Source organism: Kribbella sp. NPDC049584, assembly GCF_040675555.1.
Classification (GTDB): domain Bacteria; phylum Actinomycetota; class Actinomycetes; order Propionibacteriales; family Kribbellaceae; genus Kribbella.
In genome coordinates, this window is sequence record NZ_JBFAPF010000016.1 from 153,219 (window position 1) to 170,937 (window position 17,719).

The 17,719-nt window shown below is 67.9% G+C and carries 21 protein-coding genes; 10 read left to right on the forward strand and 11 right to left on the reverse strand.

Annotated elements, in window-relative coordinates; all coding sequences use genetic code 11:
* Position 1: 1 nt before the first annotated feature.
* The 3 genes from AB0J62_RS38720 to AB0J62_RS38730 form a co-directional block, all read right to left on the reverse strand.
* Positions 2 to 1,039, reverse strand: coding sequence for an iron-siderophore ABC transporter substrate-binding protein (locus AB0J62_RS38720; protein WP_363882254.1), 1,038 nt, complete (start codon positions 1,037 to 1,039; stop codon positions 2 to 4).
* An 83-nt stretch (positions 1,040 to 1,122) separates the two neighbouring features.
* Positions 1,123 to 1,800 (reverse strand): response regulator transcription factor, encoded by a 678-nt coding sequence (locus tag AB0J62_RS38725; protein WP_133787236.1) that lies wholly within the window; start codon positions 1,798 to 1,800, stop codon positions 1,123 to 1,125.
* Complete coding sequence (locus AB0J62_RS38730) at positions 1,797 to 3,014, reverse strand: ATP-binding protein (RefSeq protein WP_363882256.1); 1,218 nt, start codon at positions 3,012 to 3,014, stop codon at positions 1,797 to 1,799. Before AB0J62_RS38730 ends, AB0J62_RS38725 begins: the two co-directional genes overlap by 4 nt.
* A 196-nt stretch (positions 3,015 to 3,210) precedes the next feature.
* Here AB0J62_RS38730 and phoU point away from each other — a divergent pair, with 196 nt between their 5' ends.
* From phoU to AB0J62_RS38745, 3 genes are all read left to right on the forward strand, one after another.
* Positions 3,211 to 3,918, forward strand: coding sequence for a phosphate signaling complex protein PhoU (gene phoU, locus AB0J62_RS38735; protein WP_363882258.1), 708 nt, complete (start codon positions 3,211 to 3,213; stop codon positions 3,916 to 3,918).
* A gap of 165 nt (positions 3,919 to 4,083) precedes the next feature.
* Positions 4,084 to 5,031, forward strand: coding sequence for a hypothetical protein (locus AB0J62_RS38740; protein ID WP_363882260.1), 948 nt, complete (start codon positions 4,084 to 4,086; stop codon positions 5,029 to 5,031).
* Between the two features lie 231 nt (positions 5,032 to 5,262).
* The gene (locus AB0J62_RS38745; protein WP_363882262.1) at positions 5,263 to 5,490 is read left to right on the forward strand and encodes a hypothetical protein; all 228 of its coding nucleotides are present in this window, start codon (positions 5,263 to 5,265) and stop codon (positions 5,488 to 5,490) included.
* A gap of 35 nt (positions 5,491 to 5,525) precedes the next feature.
* On the opposite strand, the gene AB0J62_RS38750 is transcribed toward AB0J62_RS38745, so the two are convergent.
* From AB0J62_RS38750 to AB0J62_RS38775, 6 genes are all read right to left on the reverse strand, one after another.
* Positions 5,526 to 5,948 carry a hypothetical protein gene (locus AB0J62_RS38750; RefSeq protein WP_363882264.1) on the reverse strand — a complete coding sequence of 141 codons (423 nt, stop codon included), beginning with the start codon at positions 5,946 to 5,948 and terminating at the stop codon, positions 5,526 to 5,528.
* On the reverse strand, positions 5,945 to 6,580 hold the full coding sequence (locus AB0J62_RS38755; RefSeq protein ID WP_363882266.1) for a nucleotidyltransferase domain-containing protein: 636 nt from the start codon (positions 6,578 to 6,580) through the stop codon (positions 5,945 to 5,947). The genes AB0J62_RS38750 and AB0J62_RS38755 overlap by 4 nt, the downstream gene beginning before the upstream one ends.
* Positions 6,581 to 6,930: 350 nt before the next feature.
* Positions 6,931 to 7,677, reverse strand: coding sequence for a phosphoglyceromutase (locus tag AB0J62_RS38760; RefSeq protein WP_134105588.1), 747 nt, complete (start codon positions 7,675 to 7,677; stop codon positions 6,931 to 6,933).
* Positions 7,678 to 7,687: 10 nt separating this feature from the next.
* Positions 7,688 to 8,173, reverse strand: coding sequence for a YbjN domain-containing protein (locus AB0J62_RS38765; RefSeq protein ID WP_363882269.1), 486 nt, complete (start codon positions 8,171 to 8,173; stop codon positions 7,688 to 7,690).
* Entirely contained in the window at positions 8,170 to 9,420 is a 1,251-nt protein-coding gene (mshA, locus tag AB0J62_RS38770; protein WP_363882421.1) for a D-inositol-3-phosphate glycosyltransferase, read from the reverse strand. The genes AB0J62_RS38765 and mshA overlap by 4 nt, the downstream gene beginning before the upstream one ends.
* A gap of 55 nt (positions 9,421 to 9,475) precedes the next feature.
* Positions 9,476 to 10,354, reverse strand: coding sequence for a helix-turn-helix transcriptional regulator (locus AB0J62_RS38775; protein ID WP_363882271.1), 879 nt, complete (start codon positions 10,352 to 10,354; stop codon positions 9,476 to 9,478).
* A gap of 127 nt (positions 10,355 to 10,481) precedes the next feature.
* Here AB0J62_RS38775 and AB0J62_RS38780 point away from each other — a divergent pair, with 127 nt between their 5' ends.
* Positions 10,482 to 11,225: an SDR family oxidoreductase gene (locus tag AB0J62_RS38780; protein WP_363882273.1), complete on the forward strand. Its 744-nt coding sequence runs from the start codon at positions 10,482 to 10,484 to the stop codon at positions 11,223 to 11,225.
* Here AB0J62_RS38780 and AB0J62_RS38785 read toward each other — a convergent pair.
* Positions 11,197 to 12,450 carry an amidohydrolase family protein gene (locus AB0J62_RS38785; protein WP_363882276.1) on the reverse strand — a complete coding sequence of 418 codons (1,254 nt, stop codon included), beginning with the start codon at positions 12,448 to 12,450 and terminating at the stop codon, positions 11,197 to 11,199. The genes AB0J62_RS38780 and AB0J62_RS38785 overlap by 29 nt on opposite strands.
* 93 nt (positions 12,451 to 12,543) lie before the next feature.
* On the opposite strand from AB0J62_RS38785, the gene AB0J62_RS38790 reads away from it, so the two are divergent.
* From AB0J62_RS38790 to AB0J62_RS38810, 5 genes are all read left to right on the forward strand, one after another.
* Positions 12,544 to 13,569 (forward strand): hypothetical protein, encoded by a 1,026-nt coding sequence (locus AB0J62_RS38790; RefSeq protein WP_363882278.1) that lies wholly within the window; start codon positions 12,544 to 12,546, stop codon positions 13,567 to 13,569.
* A 91-nt stretch (positions 13,570 to 13,660) separates the two neighbouring features.
* Complete coding sequence (locus AB0J62_RS38795) at positions 13,661 to 14,407, forward strand: SDR family NAD(P)-dependent oxidoreductase (RefSeq protein WP_363882280.1); 747 nt, start codon at positions 13,661 to 13,663, stop codon at positions 14,405 to 14,407.
* Between the two features lie 81 nt (positions 14,408 to 14,488).
* A complete protein-coding gene (locus AB0J62_RS38800) occupies positions 14,489 to 14,929 on the forward strand; it encodes a helix-turn-helix transcriptional regulator (protein ID WP_363882282.1) in 441 nt (146 codons plus the stop codon).
* A 34-nt stretch (positions 14,930 to 14,963) separates the two neighbouring features.
* On the forward strand, positions 14,964 to 15,485 hold the full coding sequence (locus AB0J62_RS38805) for a hypothetical protein (RefSeq protein ID WP_363882285.1): 522 nt from the start codon (positions 14,964 to 14,966) through the stop codon (positions 15,483 to 15,485).
* 123 nt (positions 15,486 to 15,608) lie between these two features.
* Positions 15,609 to 15,953, forward strand: a complete 345-nt coding sequence (locus tag AB0J62_RS38810) for a DUF2516 family protein (protein WP_363882287.1) — start codon at positions 15,609 to 15,611, stop codon at positions 15,951 to 15,953.
* Positions 15,954 to 15,964: 11 nt separating this feature from the next.
* Here the strand turns inward: AB0J62_RS38810 and AB0J62_RS38815 are convergent, their stop codons facing one another.
* A complete protein-coding gene (locus AB0J62_RS38815) occupies positions 15,965 to 16,756 on the reverse strand; it encodes a L,D-transpeptidase family protein (RefSeq protein ID WP_363882289.1) in 792 nt (263 codons plus the stop codon).
* 92 nt (positions 16,757 to 16,848) lie between these two features.
* Here AB0J62_RS38815 and AB0J62_RS38820 point away from each other — a divergent pair, with 92 nt between their 5' ends.
* Positions 16,849 to 17,706 carry a haloalkane dehalogenase gene (locus AB0J62_RS38820; RefSeq protein WP_363882291.1) on the forward strand — a complete coding sequence of 286 codons (858 nt, stop codon included), beginning with the start codon at positions 16,849 to 16,851 and terminating at the stop codon, positions 17,704 to 17,706.
* Positions 17,707 to 17,719: the final 13 nt, after the last annotated feature.

Genomic DNA, 17,719 nt, shown 5'->3' on the forward strand with positions numbered 1-17,719 from the left:
CTCAGTTCTTGCCGGCCGAGGCTGCCTTCGACAGGCCCGGCAGCATCTTGTCCAGCACCCACGGGACGCTGAGCACGCTGACCGCGCTCATCCCGGAGATCACCTGCTGGTCCTGCAGCGCGTACGCCCCGCCGCTCTTGACCGCCTGCAGCGACGAGTAGACCGGGTCGGACAGGAACTTCTGCGTCCCGATCCCGTCGACGTACGCGATCAGCACGTCGGCATCGACGTCGGCGACCTTCTCCTTGCTGATCGCGAGCGAGAACTCGTTCTTGGTGTTGGTCTTCTGCAGCGCCTCCACGCCCGGCGCGTTCTTGAAGCCCATCTCGTTCAGGATCTGCACCCGCGGGTCGCCCGGCATGTAGACGTAGTTGTCCGCGCCGAACGAGCCCACCGTGATCGTCTTGTCCTTGAACTCCGGGTGCGCGGCGGCGACCTGCTTGATCTTGTCCTCGATGCCGGAGATCAGCTTCTCCGCGTCGGCCTTCCTGCCGAGCGCCTCACCCACCAGCAGCGTCTGGTCCTGCCAGGTGGTCTGCCACGGCGCCCCCGGGTACGCGACGGTCGGCGCGATCCCGCTGAGGGTCTTGTACGTCGCCTCGTCGAAGCCCTCGTACGGCGCCAGGATGACGTCGGGCTTGAGCGCCGCGATCTTCTCGAACGGGTACTTGTCCCCGGTGTCGAGCAACGTCGTCCTGGACTTGTCGAACTTGTCCGCGTCCCACGCGGTGACGCCGTCGGCGGTCGGGCCGTAGGTGACCTTCGGCATCCCGACCGGGGTCTCGCCCAGCGCGTAGACGACATCCTGGGCGTTCCAGCCGAGCGTGACAATCCGCTCCGGCTTCTCGGTGATCGTCGTATCACCGAACGTGTTCTTCAGCGTGACCGGGAACCCGGACTGTGACGAGTCGGCCGAACCGGCCGCTGTGCCGGTCTGCTTGTCGCCGTCGCTGCCGCAAGCGGCCAGCGTGGTCGTGGCGAGCAGCACGGTGGTGACCGCGCTGACGACTCGGCCGACCTTGGTACGGGACCAGGACATGGTGGCTCTCCTTAGACCAATTGCCTCAACTAAGGAGAGCCTAAGCTAACCCCCTCGGCCGTTGCGACCTGCGGGGGTGTGACTCAGGACTCGAACTTGTAGCCCAGGCCACGCACGGTGACCAGGTGTTGCGGGTTCGACGGGTCCTTCTCGAGCTTCGAGCGCAGCCGCTTCACGTGGACGTCGAGGGTCTTGGTGTCGCCCACGTAGTCGGCGCCCCAGATCCGGTCGATCAGCTGACCGCGGGTGAGCACCCGGCCGGTGTTCCGCAGCAGCATCTCGAGCAGCTCGAACTCCTTCAGCGGCAGCCGGATCTCGGTCCCGGACACCGTCACCACGTGCCGCTCGACGTCCATCCGGACCGGGCCCGCCTCGAGGGTGTCCGGCAACAGCTCGACGTCCTGCCCACGACGCAGTACGGCGCGCACCCGGGCGAGCAGCTCGCGCGGGCTGTAGGGCTTGGTCACGTAGTCGTCCGCGCCCAGCTCGAGCCCGACGACCTTGTCGACCTCGGTGTCCTTGGCGCTCACGATGATCACCGGGACGTTGCCCCGGCTGCGCAGCGCCCGGCAGACCTCCGTGCCGGACAGACCCGGCAGCATCAGGTCGAGCAGGACGATGTCCGCACCGGCGCGGTCGTACTCGTCCAGCGCATCCGGGCCGGTCTCCGCGACGGCGACCTCGAACCCTTCCTTGCGCAGTACGTACGACAGCGCGTCGCTGTAGCTCTCTTCGTCTTCGACGACCAGCACTCGGGTCACGAAGCTGTCTCCTTTGCGATCTGACCTGACGGGGTAGGCGTCAGGGGAACGGCCTGCTCTTCCTGGCTGGAGGAGCCGGTCTGGCCCGGCGCGGGTTCGAGCCGCAGCGGGAGTCTCACGGTGAAGGTGGAGCCCTGGCCCTCGACGCTCCACACCCGGACGTCGCCGCCGTGGATGGAGGCGATGTGCTTGACGATCGACAGGCCGAGCCCGGTGCCGCCGGTCTCGCGGCTGCGGGCCCGGTCGACCCGGTAGAACCGCTCGAAGACCCGCTCCAGGTCACTGCTCGGGATGCCGACGCCCTGGTCGGACACGGTCAGCTCGACCAGGTCGCCGATCGGGTGCGCGGCGACCGCGACCCGGGTGCCGTCCGGGCTGTAGTTGATGGCGTTCTCGACCAGGTTGCCGATCGCCATCGCGAGCTGGTCCTCGCTGCCCATCACCTCGAGGTCGGGCTCGGTCTTCACCACGATCTTGATGTCGCGGTCGTCGGCGTCGATCCGGCACCGGTCCACCGCGGTCTCGATGATCGCGTTGACGTCGACCGGGCCGGGGTTCTCCAGCGGGTCGTCGCCCTGCAACCGGGACAGCTCGATGATCTCCTTGACCAGGCGGCTCAGCCGGGAGGCCTCGATCCGCATCCGGTCCGAGAACCGCTGCACCGCGTCCGGGTCGTCGGAGGCCTCCGAGACCGCGTCGGCGAGCAGGATCAGCGCGCCGACCGGGGTCTTCAGCTCGTGGCTGACATTGACGGTGAAGTCCCGCCGGATCGCGTCCAGCCGGCGCTCCCGGGTCCGGTCCTCGACCAGCACCAGGACCAGCTGGCTGCCCAGCGGCGCGACGCGGGCACTGACGTATTGCGTGGCGCCGAGCCGGCCGCGGACGATCTCGAGATCCTGCTGGCGGATCTCGCCGTCGCGGCGGACCTGGCGGACCATCGTCAGGATGTCGTCGACCACCAGCCGCTCACCGCGGACGATGCCGAGCACGTGCGCCGGGGCGCTGGCCTGCAGGACCTGGTCCTCAGGGCCCATCACGACCGCCGACGAACGCAGTACCGACAGAACCGTGGCGACGCCCGCGGGGACGATCGGGTCCGAGGTCTCGGGAATCTTGCGCTGGGCCCGCTCGGAAAGCATCATCGCGCCGAGTGAAAGCAGAGCCAGGGCCGCGCCGATGACGCCGCCCAGCACCGCAGCCAGCGTGGGGTCCACGGCAACGATGCTACGCGGGCAACCAGCAGGGAAAGACCGAATGAGCACCGGATGACCGGGACACGACCTAACTGTTCATCGGTCGTTCACCACTCGTCGCCGTCCGGCAACCTCGACGGCATACGGTCACCGGTGGACGGGTACCGTGCGGGTGCCCTGCCGTGGCACCGGACACCACAGATCGGATTCGAACACCATGCGTGACACCTACCACGAGCAGCTCGACGACATCCTCGCCGAGCTGGAACGGATGACGCGGACGGTGTCGACCGCCGTACGCCGATCGACCGCCGCGCTGCTGGAGGCCGACATCCGCAAGGCCGAAGAGGTCATCGCGGCCGACATCCAGCTCGATGCCGCCGGCGAAGGCGTGGAGGAGAAGGTCTTCGAGCTGATGGCCCGGCAGTCGCCGGTCGCCAACGAGCTGCGGATGCTCGTCGCCGCGCTGCGGATGGTCGCCGACCTGGAGCGGATGGGCGACCTGGCCGCCCACGTCTCGAAGATCGCCCGGATGCGCTACCCCGCTCCCGCGATCCCGACCGAGCTGCACGACGTGATCGAGTCGATGGGCTCGGTCGCGGGCAGGATGGTCGACGCGGCCGGCGACGTGATCGCGACCCGCGACGTCGAGGCCGCCGGCAAGCTCGAGGCCAGCGACGACGAGATGGACAAGCTCCGCTCCAACCAGTTCCGCCTGATGATGGACGACGCCTGGCCGCACGGCGTCGAGGTCGCCGTCGACATGGCCCTCCTCAGCCGCTACTACGAGCGCATCTCCGACCACGCGGTCGCCATGGCCCGCCGAGTCGTCTACTTGGTCACCGGCGAGCTCCCGGTAGCCATCGGCGGCACCGCAGCCGGCTCCGGCGCCGGCGCGTCCGCCCCCAACCCGAACGGCAACTGACCCACCGATTTCTGTAGCCCCCGGCAACCATTTTGGTTGCCGGGGGCTGTTTTTTGAAGGATGTCTCGATCTGGTCACGTCCAGTCGTCGATGTAACGCCGCGTGTTCGCGGCGCGATGGGACGGGAAGTGACCTGAAAGACTTCTCCTGAAAGAGGATCCGCCCATGAGACTGCAACGACTCGCCCTCGCGATGGCAGGGATGGGCCTGCTCGCTGCGTCCGTCGTGTCTACGCCGGCCACCGCCGCGAAGACCGACCCGAAGCCCTGGTCCGACCTGACCAAGCAGTCGAACTCCGCGAAGGCCGCCGCCGAGGCCTGCGGGCTCACGACCGGCTACCCGACCGCGGCCGGCACCATGGAGGCCGCCGACGTGACCGCCGGCCGTCCGCCGCAGGGCACGCCGTACGAGTCCTTCAAGTTCGTCGGCACCCGGGCGAACGCGACCTGGTACATGGCCGCCAACGCGGCGGCGACCCAGTTCTACTACTACGGCCTGCTGCTGCAGGGCGGGAATCTGTACCGGCACACGACCTACGTGTACGACGGAATCCGGCCCCCGGTCGCGACGTTCAAGAAGGTTGGCGGCGGCTGGACGAGCTTCAAGACCATCGCCACCTCGAACGACAGCATCGACGGCCCGAGCCACGCGTACCTGTACGGCCTGAACAGCAACGGCAGCCTGTACCGCTACTCGATCGTCGGCGCCGGCATCAAATCCCTCGGCTCGTTCCCGGGCTTCAAGGGCTTCAAGACGATGACGGTGCTCAGCGAGACCATGACGTACGACACCCTGCTGATGACCACGACCGCCGGCGCGCTCTGGACCGTACGGATCCCGGTCGCCGCCTCCACCAAGCCGGTCCTCAAGCGGATCCGCACCGGCGGCTGGCAGAACTTCGAGTCCCTGGTCGTCGAGAACTGCGGCCTCCGCGGCGGCGTACTGATCGTCGGCGTAGACAACAACACCCAGACCGGCACCCTCTACGCCATGAGCAAGGCCAACGGCGCAGCCACCGCCCTGACCGGCTACGGCAAGATCCCCGGCGTCGTCTACAACGGCATCAACGCCGTCCGCCTCACCTCCCACTACGACCCGATGCGCGGCGAGTAACTCCCAAACAAGCAGCCCTCGGCAACCAACTGGTTGCCGAGGGCTGCTCCTTTGATGGACACGCCTCCGGCGCGACTGTTCTATTGCCGGGAGCACGTTGCGCCACCAGGCCGGGGTTCCGCCGCACCAACCCCACCCGCCTGGTAAACGACACCTGCCGTGCGACTACCCCCGGAGCGCTTGGATGGTTGCCGGGCTACTCGTTTCTTCGGCGCCGGATATCGTCACCGCATGACAAACGCCTCCGAGACCGACCGCCTGGTCAACACCGACGTCTCCACGCTTACCCCCACCGAACTGAAGGCCCACCTGGCGGAAGTCGATCAGCGGATCAAGCACCTCCTGCGCACCGAACGCGACCTCCTCGAAGCGAACGCGGAGGCGCTGGCCAACGACCCGACTCTTCAAGCCCGCCTGACCGATCTCCGAACCAGACCACTCGACGACCCGAGTTCTTGAGCATCTTGTACGGCGGACACGCGCTGACCGTCACATCAGCTTTGGTCGGTCAAGAGCTTCGAGGCGCCGGCTACAAGGATCCTGGCCTGCCGTACAGCCTTCTTCACCTGCTCAGGGCTGACGAACACCATTCCGTAATGCGCGTTGTCCTTGAGGTCGAGCAACTGGCTCAGCGCTCGAGACATTGCTTTGCGGTCGGAACCGGCCTGGGCGACCAGCACCATGGCCTGGCGATGATCCTGGCCGCGCGACCGGTTCCCGAGCGCCGCGCAGCAAGCAGCATCCGCTGCGGCAATTCCGGCGAGAACGGCCAGCGCAGCGGAGACGTGCTCGGTGGAGAGGTCGTTCTCCTCGCTCTCGACCAACTCGGCGACATCGAGGAACGCGCGTGCCTGGTTCAGTCGAACGTGCGCCTGGGCTCGATTGCAGTCTTCGGTTCTTCCCTTGGCTGCTCTCATCGACCCATCACGTCCTTGGCGATCTCAGTGTGGATGCGGCGGAAGTCGGGGCCGTAAACGGTGATGCAATCGCGGAGCCACTCGTTCACCATCGGCTCGTCAGCTCGGAGATGGTTGGCCAGCTCGTCGGTGCTGATCGCGTAGGTCTGCAGGAAATTCCCCGTCCATTCGTGAACCTGCTCGCCCAGCAAGGCGATCTGATCCGCCAAGGCGGTCGACGACTCCCCCTCGGCATGCACCACGAGAAGGTCGATATCGCTGTCGAGGTCGCCTTCACCCCGGGCCACAGATCCGAAGAGGCTCGCGTGAACAGGCAATTCTTCCCACTGCTGGATGACTTCGGCGAGGCGGCGGATCAGCTTGCCGCGCAGCGAGACGAGGTCGAGAACGGCATCGGCGGCCAGATGGTTGCGATTCAGCGCGTACAGCATGCTCTGCCCGGCGACTGTGGTTGTGACCAGCCCAGTGTCCGCGAGTCTGGTCAGCACCTTGCGTACGCCGGACTCGCTACCAGCCTCCGCAAGCTGATGAATCCGGCGCCCCGTGAGTGGTTGAGTCGTACGAGCGAGCGCCGCCAGGACAGCAGCATCCAGAGTCGGCACCACTGTGCTGATCGGCTGGGCCAGATCCATCTCGGCTCCCTGTGTACCTGAAGGATCCCCACTATAGTACGGATACCCCCACTATAGTCGGGATATCCGTACTATAGTGTGACGCCATCTCAGGCAGCCATCGAAGCAGACAGGCTTCTAGCGCATGCCAGGTTGCGGCTGGCGTGCACGGGCCGAAGCTCCGTCCGGCGCCTGACCGCACCAGACGAAGCCGGTAACAAGACAGCCGCGCCGAAGGCGTGTCCTTTCCCCGCGAACCGCAGCTGCTCGGGACACGTGCTGGTGGAACGATCCCGCACCCCGGCGAAGCCGGCAACAGAACAGCCGCGCCGAAGGCGTGTCCCTTGGATCCGGCGCGGCTGAGGGGCTGGTTAGCGGCCCTGGTTCTTGACGGCTTCGATGGAGGCTTTGGCGGCTTCGGGGTCGAGGTATTCGCCGCCGGGGGTGAGCGGGTTGAAGTCGTCGTCGAGTTCGTAGTACAGCGGAATGCCGGTCGGGATGTTGAGGCCGACGACGGTCTTCTCGTCGAGGTTGTCGAGGTGTTTGACCAGGGCGCGGAGGCTGTTGCCGTGGGCGGCGACCAGGACGGTCTTGCCGGCGCGGAGGTCGGGGACGATGGCGTCGTACCAGTAGGGCAGCATCCGCTCGACGACGTCCTTGAGGCACTCGGTCGCGGGCAGCAGCTCGGACGGGAGTCCGGCGTACCGCGGGTCACCGGCCTGGTCGTACTCCGAGCCGCGCTCGATCGCCGGCGGCGGGGTGTCGTAGGAACGGCGGAACAGCATGAACTGCTCCTCGCCGAGCTCCTCCAGGGTCTGCTTCTTGTCCTTGCCCTGCAGGCCGCCGTAGTGCCGCTCGTTCAGCCGCCAGGAGCGCCGTACGTCGATCCACTGGCGATCGGCGACCTCGAGCGCGATGTTCGCGGTCCGGATCGCCCGGGTCAGCACCGAGGTGTGCAGTACGTCGGGGAGCAGATCGCGGTCGCGGAGCAGCTCGCCGCCGCGCTGCGCCTCCTCGACACCCTGCGCGTTCAGGTCGACATCGACCCAGCCGGTAAAGAGGTTCTTGGCGTTCCAGTCGCTGTGGCCGTGGCGGAGCAGGATCAGGCGATAGGTCATGGCCGTGAGTCTATCGAGGCTCCAACCAGCCCTTGAAAGCGTCCAGGTTTCGAGTCGATTCACCGCGCGCGACCCGCCACTCGTACTCGCGCCGGATCGACGTCGCGAACCCGAGTTCGAGGATCGTGTTGAACGACGTATCGGCATATTCCAGTACGGCGCCGAGCAGCCGATCCACCTCGGTCGGCGTGATCGCGTGCAGCGGGACGCGCCCGTCCAGGTGGATGTCGCCGAGATGATCGACCGTGAACGCGACGCCGTACATCTTCAGGTTCCGCTCGAGCAGCCAGCGATACACGGCCTCGTGGTTCTCGTCCGGGTGCCGGGCCACGAACGCGTGCACCTGGACGGCCTGCGGACCGACCGTCAGCGTCACGGTCGTCTTCAGCTTGCGCTCCCCCGGCAGATCCGCGGTGAACGCCCCGTCCTTCTCGGTGAACTCGATCTCGTTCTCGGTCAGCACCTGGCGGATCACGTCCGCCGCTGCAACTCTCACCCGGCCACCTCCGCGGCGATCTCGGCCGCCATCGTGTCCGCTGCGGTCCGGTACGCCGCCAGCGTCTTGCGGGCGGTCACCTCCCAGCCGAAGCCCTGGGCGTGCTTGACCGCCGCGGTGCTCATGCTCTCGCGAGTGGCCGGATCCGTCGCGATCCGGGCCAGCGCGTCGGCGAAGTCGTCGACCCGGTGCCCGCGCACGAGGTACCCGGTCCGCCCGTCCACCACCGCAGTACTCAGACCACCCACAGCGGCCGCGACAACCGGCGTACCGCAGGCCTGAGCCTCCAACGCCACCAGCCCGAAGGACTCCGAGTACGACGGGACGCAGACGACCGAGGCCGCGCGGTACCACTCGGCCAACCGCGTGCGCTCCATCGGCTTCACGAACTGTGTCACATCGTCGATTCCGAGCGCCCGCGCCAACTCGGCGTGCGACTCGGGATGCTCCATCCCGTTCCCCGACGGCCCGCCGATGATCGCGACCACGAGCCGTGAGCGCAGGGAAGGATCCCGCTCCAGCATCCGCGCCGCCGCCCGGATCAGCAGGTCAGGCGCCTTCAACGGCTGAATCCGCCCCACGAACGCCAGTACGACGGCATCCGCCGGCAGACCGACCGCGCTCCGAGCGGCGGTCTGATCGCCTGGGCTGAACAGCTCGAGGTCCACGCCAGGGTTGACGACGCCCACCTTCGCGGGCTGCGCCCCATAGAGGTCGATCAGCTCCCGCGCCTCGTCGGACGTGTTGGCCAGCAACCGATCCGCGGACTCGACCACCTGTTCCTCGCCGAGCAGCCGCGCCGGCGGTTCCGGTACGTCGTCCTCTGCCAGGCTGGCGTTCTTGACCTTCGCCATCGTGTGCATCGTGTGTACCAGCGGGACCGCCCACCGGTCGCGGGCGAGCAGCCCGACCTGGCCGGAGAGCCAGTAGTGCGAGTGGATCACGTCGTACCAGCCGGGCTCATGGATCGCCTCGGCGCGCAGTACGGCTCGGGCGAACGTGCACAGCTGGGAGGGGAGCTCGTTCTTCGTGAGGCCTTCGTACGGTCCGGCGGCCACGTTGCGGACCACTACGCCGGGCATCAGCTCGACCCGGGCCGGGAGCACCGACGCGGTCGCTCGGGTGAACACGTCGACCTCGATCCCGAGGCCGGCGAGCTGCTTCGACAGCTCGACCACGTAGACGTTCATCCCACCGGCGTCCCCGGTCCCGGGCTGGTCGAGCGGCGACGTGTGCAGGCTGATCATCGCGACCCGCCGGAGGGGTTTGTTGACGAAGTCCCGGAGGGGTTTGTTCACGGAGTCAGGGTAACTCCGGGCTTTCCGCCGGGAATCGGGAATCCTCCCTATCCACTGCCGTCCAGCTGGCGAGCAGCCGGAGATTCTGTTCGGACGTCGATCCCGGCTCCACGGTGTACGTGACGAGCAGCTGGTCCGGTTCGCCCGGCGGCTGCAGCGTCTCGTACTGCACAGTGATGTCGCCCACGATCGGATGGTGCTGCGTCTTGGTCCCGAAGGTCTTGTCCTTCACGTCGTGCCGGGCCCAGTGCTCGCGGAACTCCGGGCTGCGGATGGACAGTTCGCCGACCAGCTCGGCAAGCTCCGGGTCGTCCGGGTAGCGACCGGCGTACATCCGCAGGTAGCCGACGGTCTCGTCCGCGACCGCCTCCCACTGCGGGTAGAAGTCGCGCGACGCCGGGTCGAGGAACACCATCCGCGGGATGTTGCGCTCCTTGAGGTCGAGGCTGTCGAAGTCGGCGATCAGGGCCGCGGCCAGCCGGTTCCACCCGATGACGTCCATCCGGCGGCCGAGGACGAACGCCGGTACGTCGGTCATCGAGTCGAGCAGCCGTTGCAGGCCGGGGCGCATGCGTTCCGCCGTACGGCGTCGCGCCCGGCGCCGGACCGGTTTCGCCAACAGGGCAAGGTGTTTGCGCTCGTCTTCGGTGAGACGCAGTACGTCGGCGACCGCGTCGAGGATCTCCTGCGAGACGTTGTCCGCCCGGCCCTGCTCGAACCGGACGTAGTAGTCGGCGCTGACCCCGGCCGCCTGCGCGAGCTCCTCGCGGCGTAGTCCGGGGACGCGGCGGCGGCCGTTGAACACCTTCAGCCCCAGGTCCTCGGGCTGCACCCGGGCCCTGCGTGACTTGAGGAACTCGGTCAGCTCCGCTCGACGATCCATGCCTCCAGTATCCAGGCCGGTCCCGATCTCAACCTGGTTCTGCCAGGACCAGGCTCAACAGACACCTGGGTAAGCCTCGGCGACCGCTCCAGGATCGGTGACATCAACCGAAACCTGGAGGAACACCATGACTGATCTCACCGACCGCATCGCTGTCGTCACCGGCGCTGCCAGCGGAATCGGAGCTGCGATCGCGACCCAATTGGCCGATGCGGGTGCGTCGCTCGCACTGGTAGCGCGGCGGCAGGACCGGCTCGACGACCTGGCCGGCAAGCTCGGGCCTCGGACGATCGGCGTCAGCCTCGACGTCACGTCGCAGACCTCGGTCGATGCCGGCGTCCAGCAGATCCACGAGCGGCTGGGTCGCCCGGACCTCGTCGTGAATGCAGCCGGGGTGATGCTGGCCGCGCCGATCGAGGACGGCCGGCTCGACGACTGGACGCGGATGATCGACACCAACGTCACCGGCGTCCTGCGGCTCGTCCAGGCCTTCACGCCCGATCTGATCTCGGCCGCAGGCGAACGGCGGACGGCCGACCTGGTCAACATCTCGTCGATCGGCGCGCATGTCGTCTTTCCCGGGTACGCCGTGTACGGGGCGACCAAGGCCGCACTGACGCAGCTGTCGACGTCGCTCCGCGCGGACTTCGCGCCGTACGACGTCCGCGTCACGAACGTCGAGCCCGGGCTGACCGACACGGAACTCGCGACCCACCTGGACAGTTCCGGGCAGGACTTGATCGCTTCGATGAACGAGCAGATCGGGCCGCTGGCCGCGGAGGACATCGCAGACGTGGTGACGTTCGCGGTGAGCCGCCGGCGAGAGGTCAACCTGCGTCAGATCATCGCGCTACCGACGCGCCAGGCGTGACGTCCTCCCCGGCGAGATAGACAGCCGTTGGAGTGGCCAACGTAGTGATGTCTTCGGTGGGATTACCTGGTACGACGAGGAGATCGGCGTCCGCACCGGACCGGATGCGTCCTTTCCGGACGCGAAGTGCGTCGGCGGCGGTCGACGTACCGGCTGTGAGCGCCGCGATGGGTGGGATGCCGGCCTCGACGTACTCGGCGAGCGTGGCGGGGAGGAGACCGTGCGGTTTCGCCGGGCCGATCCCGCCGTCGGAACCGGCGACCAGCCGGACTCCTGCGGCGTACAGCCGGCGGACGGCCTCCTGCAGGACGGCCTCCCCGATCCCGGCCTTTGCGACCACCTCCAAGACTGCGGGCGGTACGACGATCGAGCGGTCCGAGCCGAGAGTGCCACAGATGGCGATCCCGGATGCGGCGAGCGCACGGCCGAGTTCGTCGTCGACGGCAGCACCTGCTGGAGTGAGGCAGGTGCAGTGCTCGATGCCGTCCACATCGGCCTGGAGAGCCTGACGCACCGCGGTCAGCGCGTGCGCGTGCGCGGTGATCGGCAGGCCGTGCTCGTGAGCCGCATCGACGGCTGCCTTGAGTTCTTCGAGGGTGAACTGCGGGCTCATCGTGTCGGTGCCGGGCGTGAGTACGCCGCCGCTCGCCATGATCTTGATGACGTCCGCACCGCGGTCGGCGCGGAGATGAACGGCGGCACGCATCTCGTCGGGCCCGGACACCTCGCCGCCGAAAGCCCAGCAATGTCCGCGAACGCTCGTCAGCGGAGCGCCCGACGCAACCACGCGAGGCACGCCCGAACCAGCACCCGAGCCGACCGCGGTCCGAGCCCTCGGGGCGGGGGTTGCGGCGCTTCGCCAGCGGAGTACGGCGTCGTGGGGGTCGCCGAGGTCGCGGACGGTGGTGACGCCGGCGGCGAGGTGGATCCGGAGCGACTGCTCGATCGTGGCGCCGATCGCGTCGGCGTACTCGGTCGTCGCTGCCTCGGCGGGCGATACGCCCAGCCGGTCCAGCGCACCGGCGCGTCCGTCGGCCGTCAGGTGGACATGCGCATCGATCAGCCCGGGCAGGATCGTCCCACCAGGCACCTCGCGAGCAGCCCAATCCGACGGAACCTCCCGCCCGACGCCGACCACCTTTCCGTCGTCCACCAGCACGACGTTCTCGTCGAGAACCCGCTCACCGTCGAAGATCTGCTCGGCCCGCAACGCAAACCTGGTCATACCCGGAGTCTCTCTCAGGGTGGGCTTATCCCTACCTGTGTTGGCGGATTCGCCCCACTGTGCTCGGGTCTTCGCGCCGAAAGCATTGACCTCATGCGTACAGTCCTCGAGCAAGCCAAGTCCTGGCACCGTCCTCTGATGCTGATGGTGCTCGCCATGATGGGTCTCGTCGTCGCGTCGGGGATCGGCCTGGCGGTCGACAACCGGGAGATCCTCAACGAGTCCGTGTGGCTCAAGCCGTTCAAGTTCGGCATCTCGTTCGTCCTGTACGGCGCGACGCTGGCCTGGCTGCTGTCGAAGCTTCGGAAGGCGAGGCGCTTCGGCTGGTGGACCGGCACGGTGTTCGCGGTCACCGGGATCGTCGATGTCGGGTTCATCGCCGTACAGGCAGCCCGCGGCACGTTCAGCCACTTCAACGCCAACGCCGACACGTTCAACCAGGTCGGGCAGAAGGTCTTCATGTCGGGCGTACTCGGCCTGTTCGGCGCCAGCCTGGTGGTCGCGATCATGCTGCTGTTCCAGCGCGTCGGTGACGCCCCGATGAACCGCGCCATCCGGATCGGTCTCGGGCTCGCGGTCGCGGGGATGGGCATTGCGTTCTACCTGGTCGGCTCGAACACCGACCGCGCGCAGGTCACGGACGCCTACGGCCATCCCGTCACCCTCGCCGGCAGCCATGGCATCGGCGTCGAGCCGGGCGGTCCCGGGATGCCGCTCACCCACTGGAGCACCGTCGGCGGCGACCTGCGCATCCCACACTTCGTCGGCCTGCACGCGATCCACTTCCTCCTCATCACCCTGCTCGTCCTCCACCTCCTCGCCGGTCGCATCGCCTGGCTCCGCCCCGAGCGCGTCCGCGCCCGCCTTATCGGCGTCACCGCCTTCGCGTACGCCGGCCTGATGGCAACCGTCACCGTCCAGGCTTTCCGCGGACAGTCCCTGATCCACCCGGACGTAAAGACGCTGGGCATGCTGGCCGGCGTCGCCGTGGTCAGCCTCGTGGCCCTCACCGGCGTCCTCACCACCGCCCGCCGCACGGCGGCGCTCGCGCCGACCGAGCCGACCGAGCCGACCTCGCCCACCTCGCCCACCTCGCCGACTCCCGCCGCCCGCGTCTGAGCGCCGAGGCATACCAAACCGTATGGTACGGAGACGACGGCGGGCTGAGACGGCCCGCTGTCACGATCGGTGGGTTTGAGAGACTCGGGCTATGACTTCCGAGCGTCCTCTTGCCGTGGTGACCGGAGCTAGTAGCGGGATCGGTGCCGCGTCGGCGCGATATCTCGCCCGGGCAGGGTTCGAGGTCATCTGCGCCGCGCGGCGGCTCGATCGGATCGAGACGCTGGCGAAGGAGATCGACGGCCGCGCAGTGCAGTGCGACGTGACCTCGGCCGAGGACGTCGCCGCGCTAACCACGGCCGTCGGGGACGAACTGCAAGTGCTGGTGAATAACGCCGGCGGCGCGTTCGGATTCGAGCCGGTCGCCGAGGCCGATCTCGACGCGTGGCGGCGGATGTACGAGGTGAACGTGATCGCGGTCGCGGCCGTCACGAAGTCGTTGCTCCCGGCCCTTATCGCGGGCCGCGGCACGATCATCGTGATGGGTTCGACCGCCGGCCAGGTCGCGTACGAAGGCGGCGGCGGCTACGTCGCCGCCAAGCACGGCGCGAAGGCCGTCGTCGACACCCTGCGCCTCGAGCTCTGGGACCAGCCGGTCCGCGTCACCGAGATCGCCCCGGGCATGGTCCAGAGCGAAGGCTTCGCCCTGACCCGCTTCGGCGGCGACCAGGCCAAGGCCGACGCCGTGTACGCCGGCGTCCGCGAACCCCTCACCGCCGACGACATCGCCGACATCGTCACGTACGTCGCAACCCGCCCGGCCCACGTGAACCTCGACCGCATCACGGTCCGCCCCCGCGCCCAGGCCGCGCAGCACAAGGTCTTCCGCGAGCAGTAGCTCCCGGGTAAATCCCTCACGTGAGCCGCCTCACGGCAGGTCTGCTTGCAATTGCAAGCACGTTGCTAGCACACTGGACGCATGGCCAGGTTGAGTGATCGAGCGGCTGGGGCGGTGGGCTCCCTCGGGGAGTACCTCGCCGAGCAGCGGCGGCACGCGCAGTTGTCGTTGCGGCAGTTGTCGGACCTGGCCGGTGTGTCGAACCCGTACTTGAGCCAGATCGAGCGCGGCCTGCGGAAACCGTCGGCCGAGGTGCTGCAGCAGCTCGCGAAGGCGTTGCGGATCTCCGCGGAGACGCTGTACGTACGGGCCGGCATCCTCGATCCGGACGAGAACGAGGAGGGCCGACAGGCCTCTGGCGTGGTCGACGCCGTCCTGCTCGACCCCGCGCTGAACGAGCGGCAGAAGCGCGTCCTGCTGGACGTGTACACGTCGTTCGTCCGGGAGAACGCCGTCCCGGAAGAGGCTCCGGCGAAGAAGACCTCCGCCCGCAAGCGCAGTACCGAACCCGGTACCGACTGAAAAACCTGCTGACGACAATCCGAGGAGAAGCCTGATGGCTACCCGTACGCCTGTTACCCCGTTCTACGCGATCGCCGGCGCCGGCGACCTCGCGGTCGAGAAGTTCCGCGCGATCAGCGAGGACGTCACCGCCCGCTTCGCCAAGCTGGACCAGAAGACCCTGCAGACCGAGCTCACCAAGGCCCAGACCGAGCTGAACAAGCGCTTCGAGGCGATCGTCGCCGACGCGCGGACCGCTCCGGCGAAGCTGCGTGAGCTGCCGAAGACCGCCCAGGCCGGCTTCACCACCGTCCTCGGCCAGGCCGAGGAGACCTACGAGGACCTGGCCGGCCGCGGCAAGGACCTGGTCGAGCGGATCCGCCACCAGCAGGCCACCGCGGACCTGGAGACCCAGGTCAAGTCCACGGTCAGCAAGGCCAAGGCGACCCGGACCACGGTGAAGAAGAGCGCCGAGACCGCGACCCGCACGGTGAAGGCGACCGCGACCAGCGCCCGCAAGACCGCGAAGGCGGCCGGCAAGGCGGCCGGGTCCGCCGCCGACAAGATCGGCGACTGACGCACCACCGACGCAACACTGACGGTGACAATTCACCGATCATCGCGTGAATCCTCGCCCGGGCGGTCCACAGCTGCGACTCAGCAGAGGTGGACCGCCCGGTCTGTCGGTTAGGCTCGTAGCATGATCACCTTCCAGAACCTGATCCCCGGGTTCGGCGATCCACTGTCGGTCATCTGGTGGGTGCTGCTTGTCCTCAAGCTGGTCGCGCTGCTCGACGCGGCGTTCCGGCCGCGGGCAGTGTTCATCGCCGCCGACAAGCTGACGAAGCCGGGCTGGGTGCTGATCCTGGTCGTGTTCACGCTGAGTCAGTTCTTCCAGGGCTGGCTGAGCTTCTTCGGCCTGATCGGCATCGTCGCGTCCGCCGTCTACCTGGTCGACGCCCGGCCTGCACTCCGCGCCGCCGCCGGCCGTGGCCGAGGCGGCTGGGGCGCCCTGCGCCGCCGCCGCGGACCCCGCCCGCTCTGACCCGCAGCGTTTTACGAGCGGTAGACGATGACCTTGTCGCCGACCTTGACCTCGTCGAAGAGGACCTTGATCTTGGCCAGGTCACGCACGTTCACGCAGCCGTGTGACGCGCCGTTGTAACCACGCGCCGCGAAGTCCGACGAGTAGTGCACCGCCTGGCCGCCACTGAAGAACATCGCGTACGGCATCTTCGAGTCGTACAGCTTCGAAACGTGGTTCCGGCTCTTCCAGCCGACCGTGAAGCTGCCCTCTCGGGTCGCGGTCTTCACCGCGCCGAACCGGACGTCCATCTGCATCTTCACGACACCGTCGACGACGTACCGCAGCTTGCGGGTGGACTTGTCGATGCACAGCGCCACACCGGTCGCGCAGCGCGCGTCGAGCTTCTTGCCGTTCACCACGGGCGCCGGCGGATACAGCTCGGCCTGCGTCGGCACATGCGTGACCTTGGCCAGCTGGTCCAGCGTGTTCTGGTCGACGTACCCGAGCTCGGGGATCCCCTTGGATTTCTGGAACTTCTTCACCGCGGACCGGGTCATCGTGCCGAAGTCGTTGTCGAGGTACTTCTTCTCGAGCAGCTTCAGCTGCACGAGGCGCGCCTCGACCTTGCGGACGTTCGTCCCGCTGGAGCCGTTCTTCCACAGCGCCTTCGGGTAGATCGGCAGCTCGCCACTGACCTCGAACGGCACCGTCTTCACATCGGAGCCGCTAGCCGTCGCGGTCGTTCCGGAACTCAGGAGTGTCGCAACGACTCCGCCCACGATCAACGTGCTCAGTGCCTTGCGAATGATCAGCCCACGCATCGGGCACCCTCCGTCTCGACCTCGTCCCTACACTTGTAGGACGTCCTCACCGGCCATTCGGTTGGCTCAGCGTACCGGAGGAAGCCCAGTTGGTGACCGTGCTCAACTCCGTGGACGTCGGTATCCGGATGGCCTATCGCGAGGCCGGCACCGGACCGCCGGTGGTGTTCCTGCACGGCAATCCCACGTCGTCGTACCTGTGGCGCGACGTCCTGGGCCCGGTGTCCGCGATCGCTCATTGCGTCGCCCCGGACCTGGCCGGGATGGGCAGTTCCGATCCATCGGCGTCCGCTGAGGCCGAGCGGTACCGGTTCATTGACCATCGTCGGTACGTCGACCTGTTCTTCGAGGCGCTCGGGCTGACCAGCGACGTGATCATCGTCGGCCACGACTGGGGCGGCGTGCTCGGAACCGACTGGGCGCGTCGGCATCCGGATGCTGTCCGCGGGATCGCGTACCTCGAGACACTGGTCGCGCCGGTCACCTGGGACAGCCCGAACGCGCCTGCACCGGAGTTGTTCCGCCGGCTGCGCAGTCCGGAGGGTGAAGAGCTGGTCCTGGAACAGAACGTGTTCGTCGAGACGGTCCTCCCCAGCGGCGTCCTGCGCGAGCTCACCGACGACGAGCTCGCGACGTACCGAAAGCCGTTCGCCGTGGCCGGGGAGCGCCGCCGTCCGACCCTGACCTGGGCGCGCGAGATCCCGATCGACGGATCGCCTGCGGACGTGCACGACATCGTGGCGGCCAATGCGGCGTGGATGGCGGAATCGCGGGTACCGAAGTTGTTCATCAACGGCGATCCGGGAGCGCTGCTCACCGGACCGCTGCGCGAGCTGTGCCGCCGCTGGCCGAACCAGCGTGAGGTCACCGTCGCCGGCCTGCACTTCCTGCCGGAGGACTCGGCCTCCGCGATCGCGGAGGCGCTTATCGACTGGATCTCGACCTGCTGAAGGAGACCGCCAT